The organism is Ornithinibacillus scapharcae TW25, assembly GCF_000190475.1.
Lineage (GTDB): Bacteria > Bacillota > Bacilli > Bacillales > Amphibacillaceae > Ornithinibacillus > Ornithinibacillus scapharcae.
The window spans coordinates 26,633-46,522 of sequence record NZ_AEWH01000036.1 but is presented as its reverse complement, the minus strand read 5'-3'; the positions used below and the strand labels follow the sequence as shown (position 1 = coordinate 46,522).

At 36.4% G+C, this 19,890-nt stretch carries 25 protein-coding genes; 24 read left to right on the top strand and 1 reads right to left on the bottom strand.

Annotation, left to right across the window (positions count from 1 at the left end; genetic code table 11):
• Positions 1 to 59 precede the first annotated feature (59 nt).
• From G5W_RS0108700 to G5W_RS0108590, 23 genes are all read left to right on the top strand, one after another.
• Positions 60 to 320: a stage VI sporulation protein F gene (locus tag G5W_RS0108700; RefSeq protein WP_010095925.1), complete on the top strand. Its 261-nt coding sequence runs from the start codon at positions 60 to 62 to the stop codon at positions 318 to 320.
• Between the two features lie 284 nt (positions 321 to 604).
• Positions 605 to 802 carry a DUF2768 domain-containing protein gene (locus G5W_RS0108695; protein WP_010095924.1) on the top strand — a complete coding sequence of 66 codons (198 nt, stop codon included), beginning with the start codon at positions 605 to 607 and terminating at the stop codon, positions 800 to 802.
• A gap of 20 nt (positions 803 to 822) precedes the next feature.
• Complete coding sequence (locus G5W_RS0108690; protein WP_010095923.1) at positions 823 to 1,542, top strand: hypothetical protein; 720 nt, start codon at positions 823 to 825, stop codon at positions 1,540 to 1,542.
• Between the two features lie 524 nt (positions 1,543 to 2,066).
• Positions 2,067 to 3,545: a stage IV sporulation protein A gene (gene spoIVA, locus G5W_RS0108685; RefSeq protein ID WP_010095922.1), complete on the top strand. Its 1,479-nt coding sequence runs from the start codon at positions 2,067 to 2,069 to the stop codon at positions 3,543 to 3,545.
• Positions 3,546 to 3,911: 366 nt separating this feature from the next.
• Positions 3,912 to 4,184 (top strand): HU family DNA-binding protein, encoded by a 273-nt coding sequence (locus tag G5W_RS0108680; RefSeq protein WP_010095921.1) that lies wholly within the window; start codon positions 3,912 to 3,914, stop codon positions 4,182 to 4,184.
• Between the two features lie 104 nt (positions 4,185 to 4,288).
• A complete protein-coding gene (mtrB, locus tag G5W_RS0108675) occupies positions 4,289 to 4,504 on the top strand; it encodes a trp RNA-binding attenuation protein MtrB (RefSeq protein WP_010095920.1) in 216 nt (71 codons plus the stop codon).
• A gap of 122 nt (positions 4,505 to 4,626) precedes the next feature.
• Complete coding sequence (locus G5W_RS22765; RefSeq protein ID WP_010095918.1) at positions 4,627 to 5,340, top strand: heptaprenyl diphosphate synthase component 1; 714 nt, start codon at positions 4,627 to 4,629, stop codon at positions 5,338 to 5,340.
• A 2-nt stretch (positions 5,341 to 5,342) separates the two neighbouring features.
• Positions 5,343 to 6,047 carry a demethylmenaquinone methyltransferase gene (gene menG, locus G5W_RS0108665; RefSeq protein WP_010095915.1) on the top strand — a complete coding sequence of 235 codons (705 nt, stop codon included), beginning with the start codon at positions 5,343 to 5,345 and terminating at the stop codon, positions 6,045 to 6,047.
• Between the two features lie 27 nt (positions 6,048 to 6,074).
• Positions 6,075 to 7,046 carry a heptaprenyl diphosphate synthase component II gene (hepT, locus tag G5W_RS0108660; RefSeq protein ID WP_010095913.1) on the top strand — a complete coding sequence of 324 codons (972 nt, stop codon included), beginning with the start codon at positions 6,075 to 6,077 and terminating at the stop codon, positions 7,044 to 7,046.
• A gap of 78 nt (positions 7,047 to 7,124) precedes the next feature.
• Entirely contained in the window at positions 7,125 to 7,574 is a 450-nt protein-coding gene (gene ndk, locus G5W_RS0108655; RefSeq protein WP_010095911.1) for a nucleoside-diphosphate kinase, read from the top strand.
• 99 nt (positions 7,575 to 7,673) lie between these two features.
• Complete coding sequence (locus tag G5W_RS0108650) at positions 7,674 to 8,453, top strand: CheR family methyltransferase (protein WP_010095909.1); 780 nt, start codon at positions 7,674 to 7,676, stop codon at positions 8,451 to 8,453.
• 93 nt (positions 8,454 to 8,546) lie between these two features.
• Positions 8,547 to 9,713 carry a chorismate synthase gene (aroC, locus tag G5W_RS0108645; RefSeq protein WP_010095907.1) on the top strand — a complete coding sequence of 389 codons (1,167 nt, stop codon included), beginning with the start codon at positions 8,547 to 8,549 and terminating at the stop codon, positions 9,711 to 9,713.
• Positions 9,713 to 10,744: a 3-dehydroquinate synthase gene (gene aroB, locus G5W_RS0108640; protein WP_010095905.1), complete on the top strand. Its 1,032-nt coding sequence runs from the start codon at positions 9,713 to 9,715 to the stop codon at positions 10,742 to 10,744. Before aroC ends, aroB begins: the two co-directional genes overlap by 1 nt.
• Before the next feature lie 57 nt (positions 10,745 to 10,801).
• Positions 10,802 to 12,094 (top strand): 3-phosphoshikimate 1-carboxyvinyltransferase, encoded by a 1,293-nt coding sequence (gene aroA / locus G5W_RS0108635; RefSeq protein ID WP_010095903.1) that lies wholly within the window; start codon positions 10,802 to 10,804, stop codon positions 12,092 to 12,094.
• A gap of 27 nt (positions 12,095 to 12,121) precedes the next feature.
• Positions 12,122 to 13,375, top strand: coding sequence for a tetratricopeptide repeat protein (locus G5W_RS0108630; protein ID WP_010095901.1), 1,254 nt, complete (start codon positions 12,122 to 12,124; stop codon positions 13,373 to 13,375).
• A 36-nt stretch (positions 13,376 to 13,411) separates the two neighbouring features.
• Positions 13,412 to 13,987 carry a ReoY family proteolytic degradation factor gene (locus tag G5W_RS0108625; RefSeq protein WP_010095899.1) on the top strand — a complete coding sequence of 192 codons (576 nt, stop codon included), beginning with the start codon at positions 13,412 to 13,414 and terminating at the stop codon, positions 13,985 to 13,987.
• 89 nt (positions 13,988 to 14,076) lie between these two features.
• Entirely contained in the window at positions 14,077 to 14,535 is a 459-nt protein-coding gene (locus tag G5W_RS0108620) for a YpiF family protein (protein WP_010095897.1), read from the top strand.
• 138 nt (positions 14,536 to 14,673) lie between these two features.
• Positions 14,674 to 15,186, top strand: a complete 513-nt coding sequence (locus tag G5W_RS0108615) for a QcrA and Rieske domain-containing protein (RefSeq protein WP_010095895.1) — start codon at positions 14,674 to 14,676, stop codon at positions 15,184 to 15,186.
• Between the two features lie 6 nt (positions 15,187 to 15,192).
• Complete coding sequence (qcrB, locus tag G5W_RS0108610; RefSeq protein ID WP_010095893.1) at positions 15,193 to 15,867, top strand: menaquinol-cytochrome c reductase cytochrome b subunit; 675 nt, start codon at positions 15,193 to 15,195, stop codon at positions 15,865 to 15,867.
• A 16-nt stretch (positions 15,868 to 15,883) separates the two neighbouring features.
• Positions 15,884 to 16,675, top strand: a complete 792-nt coding sequence (locus G5W_RS0108605) for a menaquinol-cytochrome c reductase cytochrome b/c subunit (RefSeq protein ID WP_010095891.1) — start codon at positions 15,884 to 15,886, stop codon at positions 16,673 to 16,675.
• Between the two features lie 122 nt (positions 16,676 to 16,797).
• Positions 16,798 to 17,388, top strand: coding sequence for a lipoprotein heptaprenylglyceryl N-acetyltransferase LhaT (lhaT, locus tag G5W_RS0108600; protein WP_010095888.1), 591 nt, complete (start codon positions 16,798 to 16,800; stop codon positions 17,386 to 17,388).
• Between the two features lie 60 nt (positions 17,389 to 17,448).
• Complete coding sequence (locus tag G5W_RS20760) at positions 17,449 to 17,715, top strand: sporulation protein YpjB (protein WP_010095886.1); 267 nt, start codon at positions 17,449 to 17,451, stop codon at positions 17,713 to 17,715.
• A gap of 66 nt (positions 17,716 to 17,781) precedes the next feature.
• Complete coding sequence (locus tag G5W_RS0108590; RefSeq protein ID WP_010095884.1) at positions 17,782 to 18,462, top strand: zinc metallopeptidase; 681 nt, start codon at positions 17,782 to 17,784, stop codon at positions 18,460 to 18,462.
• A gap of 42 nt (positions 18,463 to 18,504) precedes the next feature.
• Here the strand turns inward: G5W_RS0108590 and G5W_RS0108585 are convergent, their stop codons facing one another.
• On the bottom strand, positions 18,505 to 19,377 hold the full coding sequence (locus G5W_RS0108585) for a YitT family protein (RefSeq protein WP_010095882.1): 873 nt from the start codon (positions 19,375 to 19,377) through the stop codon (positions 18,505 to 18,507).
• Positions 19,378 to 19,531: 154 nt separating this feature from the next.
• Here G5W_RS0108585 and G5W_RS0108580 point away from each other — a divergent pair, with 154 nt between their 5' ends.
• Positions 19,532 to 19,867 (top strand): nucleotide pyrophosphohydrolase, encoded by a 336-nt coding sequence (locus tag G5W_RS0108580; RefSeq protein ID WP_010095880.1) that lies wholly within the window; start codon positions 19,532 to 19,534, stop codon positions 19,865 to 19,867.
• Positions 19,868 to 19,890 lie beyond the last annotated feature (23 nt).

Here is a 19,890-nt window from a genome sequence, read left to right as displayed (position 1 = left end):
ATGCCAAAGTCCCTTGCATATACTATGTTGAAATAATATAGCAGCAAGGAGGCGAGCGTGTGAGCAACAATAGTCATAATCCTTTTGACAAAATCCAGCAAAGCACTGGAATTAATCCTAATGATATATTTAAGGTTGCTGATTCAGTTAAAAATGCCGATTTTTCGGATGAGAAGACAGTTCGGAGGCTCGTTCGGCAATTAGCTAAGATGGCTAATAAGCCGATTTCAAAAGAAAAAGAAGACAAAATTGTTAAGTCCATAACTAACAATAAAGTTCCAGCTGATTTGAACTCTCTGAGTCAGTTATTTAAAAAATAGCTCTAGCTGGGCAGGTGAGGATACAACCACGTGTCTACTCGCATAAAATAAAACGCACAAGCATTCATAGATAGAGTTGCTTTGGGTATTATTTAGTCAAACCAGGATGGAGATGGCCCCTCTTCATCCTGGCTTTTTTTGTACATTTCAGAAAAAATAATAGCATCTTACTGGATCAGATTTAAACTGTCATGTAAACGCCTTTATTTTAAATGCTCAAACAAATTCTGTATGTTATAATTACGATTGCGAGAATATGGACAAACAGATTTAGAGGTGAGGATATGACAGAGTCTATGTTAAATATGTGGATTTCAATTGCTGGTATGTTTTTATTAATTTTGGCAATGGGTCTTATTGTTTTAAGTAGACACAAACTTAAAGGAATTTTAGCATTTATTGTATCTTTTTTTGCATACGTAAGTTTATTTGCAGGTGGAATTATCATACTTTATATTGTGTTCAGTGGACCAACTACCTAGGGCTAACGGAGGTTAAATAGATGAAGTATACATATAAATTAATCTTAATCTCGGTATTGAGTTTGGTACTGAGTGGGTGCCTGTATCCCAGCAATGAATTAGAGAAGAACCAAACTCCAAATCAGGCACAGCTGGACATGGTACAGTCAGCTTTAGATGACTATCGGGAGCGTACTAATGGTTTACTACCTATACGCACAAAGCCGAATGAAACACCAATTTTCGAGAAATACTTAATTGATTTTAACACGATGCGAGAGCTTGGAAGTATAGCAGAACTGCCTGGAAATGCGTATGAAAATGGTGGTTATTATCAATATGCTATTCTTGATCCAGACAATGAACCGCGGGTTAAATTGATTGATTTACGTATAACTGAGGAACTTAGAAGCATAAACATGAGAATTGATGCGTATCGAGATAAGAATTTATATCCCCCGTTCGGGGAGGAGATAAGTAAACAGGTTTTTACCATTGATCATGAGAAAATTGGACTAGAAAATCCCCCAACGATTAAAAGTCCTTATTCTGATGCAATGTTACCGGTTATTATGGATACGGTGGGAACTGTTTATATCGATTATCGTATCGAACTGAACAACGCATTGAAAGAGTATGAACATAGCTATAAAGAGGGCGATGATATCCGTTATATTTTAGCTGAAAATACGCCGTTTTTACCGGCTTATTCCTTACCGTACACAATAAAAGATAATGAACCTGTATTTATGATTCAATAATCTATCATAAAAAAACCTCTGCAGCATATATTTGTTGCAGGGGTTTTTTATTGCTGAAAATAGAGGTGATTAAAATACCAGACTACGAATTACGTTATTTTCTATGAGAATGGTTACATAACGATTAAGGAACTTAAAAGCATCGTGATAACTGCAATTGCATGTCACAAACAAATATTTTGCTAGACTTCATAACTCATGAACCGTTCTGCATGTAACGATCGTTAGGCTTCAAGCTGACAATACTTTACGAAATCACTATCAAACCCTTTATCGGGTTAGTGCAGTGTGAGGGAATACACGGTGCTGCATGGAGTGGAATGTCATCTAGCGTTCAATTTGCACTGTTCCCATGCAAACAAGAATCTACTTTCAATATTGTGTCAACATGGGAGTGGTTTTTACTTTATTTTTATACTTTTGCATATATTAAGTCATAATTTGATAGGACAACATCATAGAATTGTAATGTCAATAATTCGTAGTTTGTTCATTTAATATTGTAGTGATCGGGAGGGGATCGTTTGAAGAAGGTAGATATTTTTAAAGATATTTCAAAACGTACGAACGGCGATATATACCTTGGTATTGTAGGAGCTGTTCGGACAGGGAAATCAACGTTCATCAAAAAGTTTATGGAACTCGTTGTGCTTCCGAATATTGAGGATGAAAGTGAAAAGGTTAGAGCACAAGATGAATTACCTCAAAGTGCAGCTGGTAAAACAATCATGACAACCGAGCCAAAGTTCATTCCAAATCAAGCAGTAAATGTAACAGTTGAAGAAGGCCTTGACGTTAACATTAGGCTAGTAGACTGTGTAGGGTATGCAGTTGAGGGTGCCAAAGGCTTTGAAGATGAGAATGGTCCTAGGATGATTAATACTCCATGGTATGAGGAGCCAATTCCTTTCCATGATGCTGCAGAAATTGGCACAAGAAAGGTCATTCAGGAACACTCTACGATAGGCGTTGTCGTAACGACAGATGGATCTATTGGTGATATTGAAAGAGGAGACTATGTAGACGCTGAGTCTAAAGTGGTGGAAGAATTAAAAGAAGTTGGGAAACCATTTATTATGGTAGTCAATTCTGTAAATCCAACTAGCCATGAAACAGAAATGTTACGGCAGGACCTAAGTGAAAAATATGACATTCCTGTTTTAGCAATGAGTGTAGAATCCATGACAGAACACGATGTTTATAATGTTCTTCGTGAGGCGCTTTATGAATTCCCAGTACTAGAAGTAAATGTAAATCTTCCAAGCTGGGTAATGGTATTAAAGGAAAATCACTGGTTGAGAGAAAGCTATCAAGAAGCAATCCAATCAACAGTTAAGAATATTAAACGTTTACGTGATGTGGATCATATTGTAGGTGATTTTGCAGACTATGATTATATTGACAAAGCAAACTTAGCTGGTATGGAAATGGGTGAAGGTATTGCGGAGATTGACCTGCATGCCCCTGATTATTTATATGACCAAGTATTGAAAGAAATTGTAGGCGTTGAGATTAGAGGGAAGGATCATTTATTGGAGTTAATGCAAGATTTCGCTTATGCGAAACGCCAATACGATCAAGTTGCAAGTGCTATTCAAATGGTAAAACAAACTGGTTATGGAATAGCAGCACCAACCTTAGAAGATATGGAGCTTGAAGAGCCTGAAATTATCCGACAAGGATCAAGATTCGGTGTTCGCTTAAAGGCTGTAGCCCCTTCCATTCATATGATTAAAGTGGAGGTCGAGTCAGAATTCGCTCCTATTATTGGAACAGAAAAGCAAAGTGAGGAACTAGTTAGATACTTAATGCAAGATTTTGAGGAAGACCCACTATCTATTTGGGAATCCGATATCTTTGGCAGATCTCTTAGCTCTATTGTACGAGAGGGTATTCAAGCTAAAATCTCACTAATGCCTGAAAATGCCAGATATAAACTAAAGGAGACACTAGAGAGAATCATCAACGAAGGTTCTGGTGGATTAATTGCGATAATTTTATAAACTAAAACAGCAGCTAACATAAAAGGCTGCTGTTTTTTTAGTTTTATACTAGATTCTGTTTATAAAACGTTTCAGAATTGAAAGACATATGTATAATTTTCCAATTAAGGAAAGGTTGATAGTACGGGGACTTCGCTATTTCTCCCAAAAAATAGTTAAAAAACGGTTACAACAAATAAAAAACGAATAAAAAGAGAAAAATAGTAATTTTTTGTTGAATTTTAAAGTAATCTCGTTTAATATTAGCCTTGTCACTATTGATATAGGGGCAATCAAGTATAAAAGTTGGTAAATTGGTAAACAAATGATGAGAGAGAAATATTTGTACCAATGTGACCCGAATTCTTTTGGGAGGAGGTGAATGTCATGAATAAAACAGATTTAGTAAATGCTGTTGCTGAAAAGAGCGAACTTTCTAAGAAAGATGCTACAAAAGCTGTTGATGCAGTTTTCGAAGCTGTCATGGATTCACTTAAAAAAGGTGAAAAAGTACAATTAATCGGTTTCGGTAACTTCGAAGTGCGTGAGCGTTCTGCACGTAAAGGTCGTAACCCACAAACAGGCGAAGAAATCGAAATTCCTGCAAGCAAAGTTCCTGCTTTCAAGCCAGGTAAAGCCCTTAAAGACAGCGTAAAATAATACGTACATAGGGTTAAAGGGTGCGTTCATTCGCACCCTTTTTTCTTTTCATATTCGTGAAAAATGGGATAATAATAATAGTAGTGTCCTAGGAGGGATTTATTATGAATAATAATACAGACTTTTTTGTTATAAAGGCCCTTGAAGATGGAGTGAATGTGATTGGTTTAACTAGGGGATCAGATACAAAGTTCCATCACTCGGAAAAGTTAGATAAAGGTGAAGTGATGATTGCACAGTTCACAGAACATACTTCAGCTGTTAAGGTTAGAGGCAAAGCAATAATACAAACTAGCCATGGGGAGATCAGCAATAGCTAAGGATATCCAATTGGTAAAACAATACATAATACAGTATATTTGGTATCGTACATAGATAAATATGTTATAATGACTTAGGTAACATTAAGGCTTGAAGGGCTAAGGTGATAATTTTGTACACAATGGAGAGGGAACTACGACAACTAAAAGAATTGATCAAGAATAAAATTCATCATTCTTTCTTGCTACAGCATATAGAAGAGCCTAAAATTAATGATTGCAAACTTTACTTTCTTAACCATATCCTAAATAAGAGCACGCTAGCCCCTGAAACCAAAGAACAACTCATCATTACTTCAATGCTTGTACAAATAGCATTAGATATACATGAACAAGTACCTGATAGTAATAAACTGGACAACAGTCCATCTATCGGTGTTGATAGTCAGTTAGCGATACTTGCCGGGGATTATTACAGTGGTCTCTATTACTGGTTGCTATCAGAAATAGAGGAACGAGAATTCATCAAACTATTAGCTACGACTATTAAACAAATAAACGAACTAAAAATGGAATTGTACTTTTTAGAGAATGGAACCATTGATCAATTTCTAACTTACCACAAACAAATAGGATCTCTTCTGATAACAAATTTGGCTCGTTATTTCGGATTGGAGAACTTTACTCCAATAATGGAAGAAGTATTATTAACAGATATTATTATAAACGGTTCAATAGATGGGTTACTGTTGCAAGATAAAGAAAAGGTTTTAGGTATTCAAATAAATAAAACAAATGATATGATTGATAACCTTAAAAATGAAAGTCTTATGCATGGCATAGCTGATTTATTTCATTCCATGGTCTATCAACATACATCTTCGGAGTTGGATTAATCATGCAAGGGAAAACAAAAGAAGAACGTGTACACCACGTCTTTGAAAAAATATATGACAAATATGATTCGATGAACTCTATTATTTCCTTTCAACGGCATAAAGCTTGGAGAAAAGATGTAATGAAACAGATGAATATTCCAGCAGGTGCTTCTGCATTAGATGTTTGCTGTGGAACAGGTGATTGGTCTATCTCTTTAGCACAAGCAGTGGGTACAGAAGGAAAGGTAATCGGATTAGATTTTAGTAAGAATATGTTATCTGTCGCAATCGATAAGAATAAAGAATTAGGTTATCATCAGCTTGAATACATCCACGGTAATGCAATGGAATTACCTTTTGAAGACAATTCCTTTGACTTTGTCACAATCGGTTTTGGATTACGTAACGTTCCTGATTACATGACGGTATTAAAGGAAATGTACCGAGTTGTAAAGCCTGGAGGAAAAGTGGTTTGTTTAGAAACATCACAGCCAACCATGATAGGATTTAAGCAATTATATTTCTTTTATTTCCGTTTCATTATGCCTTTATTTGGTAGGATTTTTGCGAGGAGCTATAAAGAATATGCTTGGCTAAATGAGTCTACTAGAAATTTTCCGGATAAACAAAGATTAAAGCAAATGTTTATGGAGGCTGGTTTCTCTACGGTGCAGGTAAAAAGTTATACTGGCGGGGTTGCTGCCATGCACATGGGTGTTAAATAAAGTTTTTACAAACAAAAGGTGAATTACATGAAATTACCAAAAACATATAATTATTTAAAGAAAGAACTCGATTTAATCGAATCATCACTAATGGATGCAATCCATGCGAAACATCCTGTACTAAGAGAAGCATCAACCCAATTGTTAAAGGCAGGGGGCAAGCGAATTCGACCTGTCTTCGTTTTATTATCAAGTCAATTTGGAAATGTAGATATTGAGCAAGTGAAAACTGTTGCTGTGTCACTTGAACTTATCCATATGGCTACCTTAGTTCATGATGATGTAATAGATGATGCCGAGCTTAGACGTGGTAAGCCGACGATTAAAAAGCAGTATGGAAATCGTGTTGCGATGTACACAGGAGATTATATCCTAGCCCGTGCATTAGAAACGATTACAAGACTTGAGAATCCCAATATACATAAAGTTCTATCGGAAACCTTAGTAGAAGTAAGTATAGGTGAAATAGAGCAAATCAAAGATAAATATAAATGGGATCAAAACGTTCGCACCTATCTAAGAAGAATTAAAAGGAAAACAGCACTCTTAATAGCGACTAGTTGTCAATTAGGTGCTATGACATCTGGTTTAACGGATAAAGAAATCAATAAATTATACCAATATGGATATTACATTGGTATGAGCTATCAGATTATAGATGATATTCTTGATTTTACTTCATCCGCTGAAGAGCTTGGAAAACCTGCAGGTAACGATCTTTATCAAGGCAATATTACGTTACCAGTGTTATTTGCGATGCAGGATCAAAACTTCAAAAAATTATTAATCTCGACATTTGAAAATCCGGACACGGTTAGCGTGGATCAGATGGGTACCGTTATCCGTGCTTTAAAAGATACCGAAGCTATTGATCAGGCGTATGAATTGAGTGAACGCTATTTAGCTAAAGCTTTTCATGCGTTAAGGGACTTTCCACAAAGTAAAGCAAAGATTACGCTTGAGCAAATTGCAAAGTACATTGGAAAAAGAAAAACGTAGTATATTGTTATTTTTGCGAAAGTTTGATAGAATTTAAAACGGTTACATTTTATAGACATACATAGAGAGGTGTAAAACGTGGAAAAAACATTTTTAATGGTTAAACCTGACGGAGTACAACGCAATCTAGTAGGAGAAATTGTCAACCGCTTTGAGAAAAAAGGCTTCAAACTTGTAGGCGCAAAATTAATGCAAATTTCTGATGATCTTGCAAGTGAGCATTATGGTGAACACAAAGAACGACCATTCTTTGGTGAACTTGTAGATTTCATCACATCTGGACCTGTTTTTGCAATGGTTTGGGAAGGTGAAAATGTAATCAAAACAGCTCGAGAAATGATGGGGAAAACAAACCCGGCTGAAGCAGCACCAGGTACCATCCGTGGAGATTTCGGTGTGACAGTTGGCAAAAATGTTATCCATGGTTCCGATTCACCTGAAAGTGCAGTAAGAGAAATTGATCTTTTCTTTAATCAAGATGAATTAGTAGTTTCATATGACAAACAGATTAGTGCTTGGATTTATTAAGTAGAAAGAATGCCTCCATATTATTGGGGGCATTTTATTAATTTTATGGTAATATAGTAATAGACATTCTAATTACACTGAGCAAAAGAGGCGCGAGTTATGACAGATGATTATCAATCTTTTATTGAGAAGGTTTATACTAGCTTACAAATTGACTTGAGTCAGTACAAGGAAGCTCAAATGAAACGAAGACTAACATCACTACGTGAAAAACGAGGTTTTCAGGACTTTGGAACGTACTTTAATGCACTCAATAAAGACCAGGAATTATTAAATGAATTTGTTGATAGAATTACGATAAATGTTTCAGAGTTTTATCGGAATCCTAAACGCTGGGAAGTATTAAAAGATACGATTATCCCTCTCTTAAATAATAATAAACAAGAGTTATCCATATGGAGTGCTGCTTGTTCAACGGGAGAAGAACCGTATAGCATCGCGTTAATGCTTAAAGAGTATTTTCCTAATTGTAAGGCTAAAATATTAGCAACAGATATTGATGAGAAAGTTCTTGAAAAAGCTAGAATAGGAGTCTATCAAGAGCAGGCACTTAAAGAGCTACCATTAGAATTAAAAACAAAATATTTTAAACAAGCTGGAGACCAATTCCAGGTTGATTCTTCATTACGATATAACATTACGTTTAAAAAGCATAATCTATTAGAAGATAAATATCCCCAAAACGTAGATTTAATTATTTGTAGAAATGTATTAATCTATTTCACAGACAGCGCAAAAGATAATATATATCATAACTTCGCTAGTGCGCTTGCACCGAATGGTGTTTTGTTTGTTGGAAGTACAGAGCAAATATTTAGTCCTACCAAATACGGACTGCAATTGCTAGATACATTTTTCTATCAAAAAATCAATGACTAAAAATGCTCATATAGCTGATATTGAGCATTTTTTTCTATTATGGCTAGTGTTGGTTTATAATAGGAGTAGGAAATATCATCAAGGAGGAATACTATGCGCTACTTAACCGCAGGGGAATCCCATGGCAAGCAATTGACAACCATTATAGAAGGAATTCCAGCGCAATTACCGCTTCTTAAAGAAGACATCAACGAATCATTACTTCGCCGCCAAAAAGGATATGGTCGGGGGAAAAGAATGCAAATTGAGAAGGACTTAGTAGAGATAACTGGAGGCATTCGGCACGGTTATACATTAGGTTCACCTGTATCGTTAGTCATACATAATGATGATTACAAACATTGGACGGATATTATGGGGGAAGATCCAGTTGAACATGAGGATAAAATAAGAAGAGTAGTAACAAGACCTAGACCTGGACATGCTGACTTGAATGGTGCATTAAAATATGGTCATCGAGATATGCGTAATGTATTAGAGCGTTCCTCAGCTCGTGAAACTGCAGCTAGAGTCGCGGTAGGCGCAGTTGCCAAAGTAATGTTACAGCAATTAGGCATAGAACTATGTGGATATGTGAAGGAAATAGGTGGAATTCGTGCCAATGATGTTACGACTCTGTCTATACAGGAGCGTCAACAAGTGTCAGAGGATTCACCAGTGCGAACATTGGACAAAGAAGCAGAGAAAAAAATGATGGATACTATTGATCAAGCAAAGAATAATGGTGATTCATTAGGTGGTATTACAGAAGTGTATGTGGAAGGTATGCCAGCAGGTATCGGTTCTTATGTTCATTATGACCGTAAGCTGGATAGTAGAATTGCTGGTGCTGTAGTTAGTATTAATGCATATAAAGGTGTTGAATTCGGAATAGGCTTTGATGCAGCAAGAAGAAACGGTAGTCAAATACATGATGAGATTAATTGGGACAAAGATAAGGGGTACTATAGGGATTCCAATCGATTAGGTGGTTTTGAAGGTGGGATGACTACGGGGATGCCCATAGTCGTTAGAGGTGTCATGAAGCCGATCCCTACTTTGATGAAACCTCTACAAAGCGTAGATATTGAAACAAAGGAACGTTTCCAGGCCAGCGTGGAACGATCTGATGCATGCGCCGTACCAGCAGCTGCTGTTGTGATGGAACATGTTGTAGCGTTTGAACTTGCAAGAGCTATACTAGAACAATTCCCGAATGACCGATTCCCAACACTTCAAAAGGCTATGAAAGAATACCGAGAAGAAATAAGGAGTTTCTAATGAAGAAAGTACATATTGCATCAACTATACAATCATACGATGTACTGATAGGGAATGGAATAAGACACCAGTTATCGTCGTTTATTAGCCAAGAATATTCTAACGTATTCATCATAACCGATCGTAATGTTTATGATTTGTACGCAGAGGATATCAAAAAGAGTCTACATGAACACCAGGTATATATAGAGGTAGTTGCCGCAGGAGAACAATCAAAGAGTATTGATACCTTTTATTATTTACACACGAAGGCAATAGAATATGGTTTAGATAGAAAGTCTTTAATAATAGCTTTAGGTGGCGGAGTTATTGGAGATTTGGCTGGGTTTGTTGCTGCTACCTTTATGCGTGGAATTGATTATATACAGTTACCGACTACTATTCTAGCCCATGATAGTAGTGTTGGTGGAAAAGTGGCTATCAATCATGAGATGGGAAAGAACTTAATAGGTAGTTTTTATCCTCCGGTACTCGTGGTCTATGATATAGAAACATTATCTACTTTGCCTGGCCATGAAATCCGTTCAGGTTATGCAGAATTGTTGAAAGAAGCAATGCTATCTGATGATGAGGTGTTTTTAGAGGGACTACTCTCTACCTCGTTAACGGATGAATTATCGGATGCAATGTTAAATTTCATCGAAACAGGGATAAACATTAAAGCATCATTTGTTCAAAATGATGAGAAAGAAACGGGATCAAGAAAATTTTTAAATCTAGGACATACACTAGGACATGCATTGGAAACTAAGCTTGGATATGGCAAATTAACGCACGGTGAAGCAGTAGCGATAGGTATGTTATTTGCTATGTACGTTAGTGAGAAGGAATTACATGCGGACTTACCTAGACAACGAGTGAGTAAATGGCTTACCGACAATAACTACCAGCAACCAATATCAGTTGAAATGATAGATGACATAATTACACTTATGAAAAATGATAAAAAGACGATAGATCATACCATTCAAATGATATTATTAGAACGTTTATCCACGCCTGTCTTATATTCTATCGATGAGAAAAATTAAAAAACTATCTTTACTCGTTTATTACGACAGAATTAAAAGAAGAGAAGAGGTGATAATGTGAAGCCAATCGAGATAAAAGGAAGGATACAAATTAAAGGGTCTGTAGAAGTTCCAGGTGATAAGTCAATTTCCCATCGCGCTATTATGCTAGGATCGATTTCACATGGGACAACAAAAATCGATAACTTTTTAGAAGGTGAAGATTGCTTACGAACCGTAAATGCTTTCCGATTAATGGGTGTTCCGATAACGATGTCTGGAAGTCAGGTATGGATAGAAGGAAAGGGTATCCAAGCTCTTAAAGAGCCGCATGAACCTATCTATTTTGGAAATTCAGGTACAACGGCACGTTTAATGTTAGGCTTATTAGCAAGCATACCTTTCTCAACTTTTGTTTATGGGGACGAATCGTTAACTAATCGACCAATGGATAGAGTATTGCTACCATTAAAGGAAATGGGATTACAGTATATAGGACGTAAAAATTCGAGTTTTCTCCCGCTTGCATTAAAAGGCGGGGACCTGAAAGGTATTACCTATAAAATGAACGTGAAAAGCGCCCAAGTTAAGTCTGCTATTTTACTAGCTGGGCTATTTGCACAAAATAAGACGAAGGTAATAGAGGATGTCAAGACTCGCAATCACACAGAGAATATGTTACAGGCATTTGGTGCCAATATCATAGTCGATGGTAATGAAATAACGATTGATTCCACCCAAACCCTAACTGCGAAAGATGTATTTATACCAGGTGATATATCTTCGGCTGCGTTTTTAATGGCAGCTGCAGCAATCGTACCTAATAGTGAACTTACCTTAAAGAATATAGGATTAAACCCAACTCGTTCCGGAATTATAGAAGTATTAATACAGATGGGAGCAAATCTCTTTTTTAGTAACGAAAAAATAATCGGTGGGGAACCAATAGGGGATGTGCATATTACATATAGCCCTTTGACTGCAGTCACGATTGAAGGAGAAATGATTCCAAGACTAATTGACGAAATACCAATCATTGCACTATTAGCAACCCAAGCTGAAGGGACGACTGTCATTAAAAATGCAGAAGAACTTCGTTTAAAAGAGACAGATCGGATTGAAGCTGTAGTCGATGTGATTTCACGATTGGGTGGAAAGATTGAGGCGAGAGAGGATGGAATGATTATCGAAGGAAAGACACCGTTACAAGGTGCATCGGTAATTACCTATCACGATCACCGAATTGCAATGATGTCGGTAATCGCTTCATTAATTACACAAGGAAACGTTGAGACGGATGATTTATCATCTATATCCATATCGTATCCAAATTTCTTGGAAGACTTACATTCCGTTATGAAAGAGGAGTAGGTAACACATGCTAGAAGGAAAGGGTTTGTGAACGTGAATATTTTAGATGAAGCAAATAAGTTAATGGAAGCGGATGAAGTAGATAAGGCATTAAAACTCATTGAGGGTAACATCACAAAAGCCTCTGATGATGAAATATATTGGTATGCTGAATTCTATCTGAATTGGGGATTTTTACAGGAGTCAGAAGTGCTTTTAGAAAAATTATTGGATAAATATCCGGATGAAAGTGAAGTAAAGCTTTTACTTACAGATATTTATATTGAGCAACAAGCCGATGAAAAAGCCATAGAGTTGTTGAATTCTATACCTGAAGAAGACGATGCTTATTTGCAAGCGTTAGTGGCACTCGCAGATCTTTATCAAGCACAAGGATTGTATGAGGTTGCTGAGCAGAAGCTAATACTAGCAAAAGAAATAAACCCTGGAGAACCAGTTATTGACTTGGGCCTTGGGGAATTATATTATTCGTTAGGGGATTTTAAAAGGGCGATAACCTTTTATGAAAAAACACTAAAAATAGATGTTCCTACTATCCCCATACATGAACGATTAGCAGAATGCTATGCAAATGTCGGGGAATATGAACTAGCTGTAACATATTATGAAAAAGTAAAAGATATGTCTCCAGATACGATGTTTAAATATGGATTTACTGCTTATCAAGCAGACCGAAAAGATATTTCCATAAATATTTGGAAAGAATTAATCGAAGAGGACCCGTACTATCATAATGCCTATATACAACTAGCAAAAGCATACGAAGACGAGGAATTAATTCAGGATGCTTATGAAACTGCTTTACAAGGATTAAAGATGGACGAATTCAATAAGGAGTTGTATTTTTTAGCTGGAAGTCTTGCTCATAAATGTAATCTGGACGAAGACAGTGAGAGATTGGTACGTGAAGCAGTCAATTTAGATGCAGATTATAAGGAAGCTGTTTTATTTTTAATTGAATTTCTTAAAGAAAGAGAAAGATATGAGGAAGTCATTGAACTGATTCAGGTTGTGAAGGAAACAGGAGGAGACGACCCCTTATATGACTGGGAAATTGCCCGAGCTTATAATGAAATTGAATCATATAATAATGCATTAAATTACTATCAAGAAGCATATAATAGCTTACAACATGATAGTGATTTCTTAAAAGAATACGGATATTTTCTAACGGAAGAAGGGAGGACAGAGGAAGCGTTAAACGTGTTTTCTTCATATCTACAGCTAGATCCTCAAGACGACGAAATAGAGGAATATGTTAATCGTTTAAAGCAAATGTAAGTCTGATGGATAGATGGGGAGGAGGTAAATCACTCGATGCAAGCTCCTGTTTCTGTTAAAGATAAAAAGAAATTTTTACAATGGTTTCTTAATAATTATCAACTGAAAAAACGCGAAAGTGTATGGATATTAAATTATCTGATAAATCATCATGAGATATTGGAGAATGTACATTTTGTTCACGATGCCAAATTTTGTTTAAGAAGTGTCATCATAACTAGTCAGTGTTCGAAAGAGGTTCCTTTTCGGTTTTATAAAAACCACCTAGTTACGACAGATGCCGAGAAGGCTTTTCATGATATACGGCTTAATCAGCACGAGTCACTTTATATCCAATTAAACTTTAACAAGGCAAATCAAAATCATATGTATGCTGCTGTTTTGGAAGAAAATCCTTTTGTTCCAGATGAGTATATTATTACGCAACAAGATAAAGAAAATGCCCATGATCTACTGGAACAATCATTATTTGAATTTCGTAAAAAACAGCTCTTAAATAAAATTGATCGGACCTTAGATGAGCAAAATAAAGAGGAATTTAACAGACTCGTAAAAGAGCTACAACTCCTCGATGCAAAAATGCTAAATCAACCTAGCTTGCAAGAGCAATAGGTTGATTTTTTTTGTACTACTAAGTAACATTACTAGGTGGTAATTATATTTTGTACAATTTGGTAAATACTATTGAGAGGTGACTACATATGCAATGGACAAAAAAGGATATTCAGACTTACCTTGGGTCTAAGGAATATATTGATACTGCTATTATTCCGATTATTCCATTTCAGTTATCACGTGAATCTGAAATTGGGAAGAGCACATCAAAACGTGAAATACTCTCTATATTTGCAACTGAAATTGAAAAAGAGCTTTCTGGTAGAGTTCTTTTAGTCCCGAATTATTACTATTTAGAATTCGGAGATAAAGAAGCGGAAGCAAAGCGCTTAAACGATTGGACAAAAGAGCTATTCACACAGCCATTTAAACATGTATTTATCTTAACGTTTGATTCTGGGTGGAAACGCCATGAAAAGGAACTAGATGCAAATCTTTTATGGTTACCAGGATTTCAAGTAGAAGACCCTAATTCAGTGGAAACGATACAGATGATTCGTGGTCAAGTTGCGGATGTTGTTGAATTAATGAGAAGCTATTGGTAAACTTGCAGGAAAAGTGAAATCTTTCAGAACATAGAAGGATATTTATTGACCGAGCAGTAAGTTTGCGCTATCATGGTAATGTCCTAGTAATCTGAATAAAATTATTGTCCGTGATTATTGTGAAGAGGGGGGAAAATCATGAGCGAAGAAAAGCAACAAGTGTCCCGTCGTCAATTTCTAAACTATACACTAACAGGTGTTGGTGGATTCATGGCAGCTGGTTTGCTTGCACCAATGCTCAGAATGGCAATTGACCCAGTATTACAGCCGCCTAGTGAAGGTGAATTTGCAAATGTTGGTCTTGCCGTTGAAGATATCACAACAACACCTCAACGTGTCGATTGGCAAATTGATCAAGTAGATGGATGGTATAAGTCTAAACCTGGTAAGACAGCATGGGTCTACAAAGATGATAACGGTGACATTATAGCACTTTCCCCAGTTTGTACACACTTAGGTTGTGTCGTATCTTGGGAGGGTAGTGAAAGTCATCCAAATCAATTCTTTTGCCCGTGTCATGATGGACGCTATACAAAAGATGGTGTAAACGTTCCAGGTACACCACCACTAGCTCCACTGGCACTATTTGAACAAAAAGTGGAAAATGGAATGTTATACTTAGGAAAAGCAATACCAAGAGAGGGGGCGTAATAGTTTATGCTACAGAAGATTTATGACTGGATTGACGAGCGTATCGATATTACGCCTATCTGGCGAGATATTGCAGACCATGAAGTTCCTGAACATGTAAACCCAGCGCATCATTTCTCTGCATTTGTTTATTGTTTCGGTGGTTTAACATTCTTCGTGGTAGTTATCCAAATTCTATCTGGTATGTTCTTAACCATGTACTATGTACCAGATATTGAAAACGCTTGGAAATCTGTTTATTACTTACAAACAGAAGTTGCTCATGGGCAGATTGTTCGTGGTATGCACCATTGGGGTGCAAGTGTTGTTATCGTAATGCTTTTATTACATACTTTGAGAGTGTTTTTCCAAGGAGCGTATAAGAAGCCACGTGAACTTAACTGGATGGTTGGGGTTCTTATCTTCTTTATTATGCTTGGACTTGGTTTTACTGGTTATTTACTACCTTGGGATAACAAAGCTTTCTTTGCAACTCAAGTAGGATTAGAAATGGCACAACAAGTACCATTTATTGGAGATGAGTTAAAAACGTTACTTGCAGGTCATGAAGAAATCGTAGGTGCTCAAACACTGACTCGATTCTTTGCAATTCATGTGTTCTTCTTACCTGCAGCGTTATTTGCTTTAATGGCAGTTCACTTTATCCTAATCCGTAGACAAGGAATTTCAGGACCACTATAAGAAGGAGGGGAAAGCTATGCATAAGGGAAAAGGAATGAAATTTGTTGGAGACTCTCGTGTTTCCGCAGAACGTAGAATGTCACAAATACCGAAAGATTATTCTGAGTATCCTGGAAGAACAGAAGCTTTTTGGCCCAACTTTTTATTAAAAGAGTGGTTGGTAGGTGCGGTATTCTTAGTAGGATTTTTATGTTTAACATTAGCACATCCATCACCATTAGAGGGTGTTGCTGATCCAACAAATGCATCCTATATTCCGCTACCAGACTGGTACTTCTTGTTCTTGTATGAATTACTAAAATATGAATTTGCAAGTGGAGACTATGTACTATTAGGTATGATGGGTATTCCGGGACTTGCGTTTGGAGCTCTTCTTTTAGCACCATTTCTTGATAATGGTCCGGGACGTCGTCCACATCAACGTCCGATTGCTGTTATCATGATGCTATTAGCATTAGCTTCGGCAGTTTGGTTAACTTATTCTTCAGCATCCCATGTTGATTGGGAAACCCGTGCTGAAATGAATAAGCCTGTACCACCATCAGAGGTATCTATTGATACTGCCGACCCTGGTTATGCTGTATTTGAAGCTAACTGTATGAGTTGTCATGGTGATGCATTACAAGGTGGAGCCGCTGGCCCTTCACTGATTGGTATTGATCGTACAGCAGAAGATATTGCTACAATTGCTAAAGAAGGTCTTGAAGGTGACCCGGGCATGCCAGCAGGTATGTTTAAAGGTACTGATGAAGAATTAGAGCAACTTGTACAATTCATTATGACTGTAAATGAAGAGAATGCAGAATAAAATTATCTAAAGCACCTTTGCCAGATGGTAAAGGTGCTTTTTTCGCAGTTTCACTAACCTATATTAAGAAGCGTACATATGTAATTAAGTCTGAGAATGCCACCTAGAGATGGAGGAAGAGAATGAGTTCAATACTAAAAGCAGTTTTAGCTGATAGACGATTTCTTATAATTTTATTGTTAATTAATCTATTTGGTACAATATATGGATATTATTGGTATCGTTCTCAGCTAAAAACTACTCCAGATATATTTCTAATTTTTGTTCCAGATAGTCCTACCGCAAGTCTGTTTTTTACCATTTTTATTTTCCTATTATTATTTAAGAAACACTTTCCATTGATCGAAGCGCTTGCTATCATCACATTGTTTAAGTATGGTATATGGGCAGTGGTCATGAATTTATTAACATTATGGGTGAATGGTGGCTTACCTCCAAGCGGGTATATGTTAATTGCCTCCCATGCCGCAATGGCCATACAAGGTATTTTATATGCTCCATTTTATAAAATTAAAGTGATTCATATTATCCTAGCAGCAATATGGACTTTACATAATGATGTGATTGATTATGTGTTTGGTATGATGCCTCGATATTATTCATTGTTAGACTATATGAATGAAATTGGGTATTTTACGTTTTGGCTGAGTATCTTATCCATTTTTATTGCCTATAAATTAACGATTGGAGCTAAAAATAGGTCAACCTTCTAAGTTATATATTATTTCCGGTTTTCATACCTATATAGAGAGAACTTTTCAGAGGTGATCTCTATGAAGAAAACTAATATAGTAAAGCTTATTATCTGGTTTATCATAGGGATTTTGTGTTATTTATTAATGGAGTTTATCATTGGTGACAATGTAACCGCCTTGATAAAAACTGAGGAAAAGGGAAACGATCGTTTGTTTCCCTTTTATTGGTTAATGTTAATAGTTGGATTAATCATTGTTAGCACATTATCCTATGTAAGTTGGAGAAAATACAAAGGAGAAAAAGACGAAAAAAAGAACCATGATAACGACGTTACAATTGACTGAAGTTCTATATTTGACTAAAATTGACTATAGAAAGTTATTTTTTCAATATATGGAGGAATGCAAAGAATGGGTGCATATTTAATCTATCTAGCCCTGATTATGATAGTCCCGCTTTGGGCTCAATCAAGGGTGAAGAGTACGTATAGAAAATATTCTAATGTACCTACATCATCTATGATGACCGGAGCAGAAGTAGCTCGTAAAATTTTGAATGACAACGGAATTTATGATGTAGCAGTTGAAGAAACAAGAGGGATGTTAACCGACCACTACGATCCTAGAAAGAAAGTAGTACGTTTATCAAGTGGAATTTATCACGGTCACTCAATGGCTGCATCTGCAGTAGCAGCTCATGAGGTTGGACACGCCATTCAAGATGCCGAATCCTATGCGTTTCTTCGCTTTCGAAGTGCATTAGTACCGATTGCAAATTTTGGATCGAATATTTCATTTTTCCTTATTATTGCTGGTTTCTTATTAGGGGCTATGCAGTTAGCAACTATTGGCGTAATTTTCTTTGCCGCTGCAGTTTTATTCCAATTGGTGACATTGCCAGTTGAGTTCGATGCTTCAAACCGAGCTATGGCACAGCTTGTGTCAACGGGGGTTATACGTAATAACGAAGAACGAGATACGAAGAAAGTTTTAAATGCTGCAGCAATGACATATGTAGCTGCTGCATTAGTAGCTGTTGCTGAATTAGTTCGATTTATCCTTATGATAGTAGCAAGTAATAGCGACGACTAATTAAAGAAGGAATGAACCGCTTGGTTCATTCCTTTTATTTGATTAGTCATTAATTGGATTTTTATTCTCATCTAAAGTAAATCCTTCTCCGACAACGTCATGGACAGCTCCCACCGCTACAAATGCATGTGGGTCAATCCCGTTAATAATGTTTTTAAGCTTTACAATTTCATTTCTTCCTATTACACAATAGAGTACATCACGTTTTTCTCCTGTATAACTACCACGTCCATCAAGAATGGTAACACCGCGGTCCATATCAGTCATGATTCGCTTCGCAATATCATCACTTTTGGAAGATATAATGGTAGCGCCACGGGCAGAATACGCTCCTTCTTGAATGAAGTCGATTACTCGTGCCCCTACATATACAGCTACAAGTGTATACATCCCTTGTGATAATTCGAGTATGGTAAAGATTGAGGTAGCGATAACGACAAAGTCAAACATAAACATTGTTTTCCCCATACTCCAACCTATGTATTTATGAACAATTCTTGCAATAATATCCACTCCGCCAGTCGTTCCACCATAACGAAATACGATTCCTAGTCCTATTCCGATAAATACACCAGCAAATAGTGCAGCTAGGAACATATCCTCTTCTAAATGGATATCAAATGGTACTTTTTGAGAAATGCTAAGAAAAATCGAAACAGAGAATGTTCCAATAATGGTATATAAGAATGTATTCCTACCAAGAAATTTCCACCCTATCAAGAGAATAGGGACATTTAAAATAATATTTGTGATTGCTGGGTCCCATTTAAAAGCGAAATAAAGAATTAAGGTTATACCAGTAAAACCGCCTTCCCCCAAATTATTCTGCATATTAAAGTTTACAATTCCAAAAGAAAAGATAGCCGCACCAAGTAATATGAAAAAAATATTTTTGAATTTTAAGCCGAAAATCATATCTACACCTCCGATTATGTACAAGCCTGCAGTATTCACACTTTTTCTATTATAATCAATTTAACTGGCAAGAACAATGTTTGATATGTTAAATAAGTTGTCAAATAAACGGCTATTCGCTAACATTAAAGAATAATATGTGTAAAGGAGTCGGATGGTCATTCTTAAACCCAATTTTACGACGCAAGAAATTCAAGTGCGTGTAGATCAATATATTAGTCAATTTAAAGAAGGATACTTTACTCCACTGGCTATGATGGCACGATTAACGGAAGAAGCCGGGGAATTAGCAAGAGAGATTAATCATTACTATGGGGAAAAGCCTAAGAAATCATCGGAAGCCGAAAACACGGTTGAGGATGAATTAGGTGATCTATTATTTGTCATCACGTGTTTAGCTAATTCATTAGATATCGATTTATCGGATTCATTTAACCGATCTATGACTAAATTTGAAACACGAGATAAGGATAGATGGACGAAAAAGTAATACATCTGGATAATCTGGAGGGT

Bases quoted from the DNA above. Each gene is read 5' to 3' on its own strand.
- G5W_RS0108650 (WP_010095909.1), top strand. From the start codon at position 7,674: ATGACAGATGATTATCAATCTTTTATTGAGAAGGTTTATACTAGCTTA.
- aroC (WP_010095907.1), top strand. From the start codon at position 8,547: ATGCGCTACTTAACCGCAGGGGAATCCCATGGCAAGCAATTGACAACC.
- mtrB (WP_010095920.1), top strand. From the start codon at position 4,289: ATGAATAATAATACAGACTTTTTTGTTATAAAGGCCCTTGAAGATGGA.
- G5W_RS0108585 (WP_010095882.1), bottom strand. From the start codon at position 19,377: ATGATTTTCGGCTTAAAATTCAAAAATATTTTTTTCATATTACTTGGT.
- G5W_RS0108580 (WP_010095880.1), top strand. From the start codon at position 19,532: ATGGTCATTCTTAAACCCAATTTTACGACGCAAGAAATTCAAGTGCGT.
- qcrB (WP_010095893.1), top strand. From the start codon at position 15,193: ATGCTACAGAAGATTTATGACTGGATTGACGAGCGTATCGATATTACG.
- G5W_RS0108690 (WP_010095923.1), top strand. From the start codon at position 823: ATGAAGTATACATATAAATTAATCTTAATCTCGGTATTGAGTTTGGTA.
- G5W_RS22765 (WP_010095918.1), top strand. From the start codon at position 4,627: ATGGAGAGGGAACTACGACAACTAAAAGAATTGATCAAGAATAAAATT.
- aroB (WP_010095905.1), top strand. From the start codon at position 9,713: ATGAAGAAAGTACATATTGCATCAACTATACAATCATACGATGTACTG.
- hepT (WP_010095913.1), top strand. From the start codon at position 6,075: ATGAAATTACCAAAAACATATAATTATTTAAAGAAAGAACTCGATTTA.
- menG (WP_010095915.1), top strand. From the start codon at position 5,343: ATGCAAGGGAAAACAAAAGAAGAACGTGTACACCACGTCTTTGAAAAA.
- G5W_RS0108680 (WP_010095921.1), top strand. From the start codon at position 3,912: ATGAATAAAACAGATTTAGTAAATGCTGTTGCTGAAAAGAGCGAACTT.
- lhaT (WP_010095888.1), top strand. From the start codon at position 16,798: ATGAGTTCAATACTAAAAGCAGTTTTAGCTGATAGACGATTTCTTATA.
- G5W_RS0108605 (WP_010095891.1), top strand. From the start codon at position 15,884: ATGCATAAGGGAAAAGGAATGAAATTTGTTGGAGACTCTCGTGTTTCC.
- G5W_RS0108620 (WP_010095897.1), top strand. From the start codon at position 14,077: ATGCAATGGACAAAAAAGGATATTCAGACTTACCTTGGGTCTAAGGAA.
- G5W_RS0108590 (WP_010095884.1), top strand. From the start codon at position 17,782: ATGGGTGCATATTTAATCTATCTAGCCCTGATTATGATAGTCCCGCTT.
- G5W_RS0108615 (WP_010095895.1), top strand. From the start codon at position 14,674: ATGAGCGAAGAAAAGCAACAAGTGTCCCGTCGTCAATTTCTAAACTAT.
- G5W_RS20760 (WP_010095886.1), top strand. From the start codon at position 17,449: ATGAAGAAAACTAATATAGTAAAGCTTATTATCTGGTTTATCATAGGG.
- G5W_RS0108695 (WP_010095924.1), top strand. From the start codon at position 605: ATGACAGAGTCTATGTTAAATATGTGGATTTCAATTGCTGGTATGTTT.
- G5W_RS0108625 (WP_010095899.1), top strand. From the start codon at position 13,412: ATGCAAGCTCCTGTTTCTGTTAAAGATAAAAAGAAATTTTTACAATGG.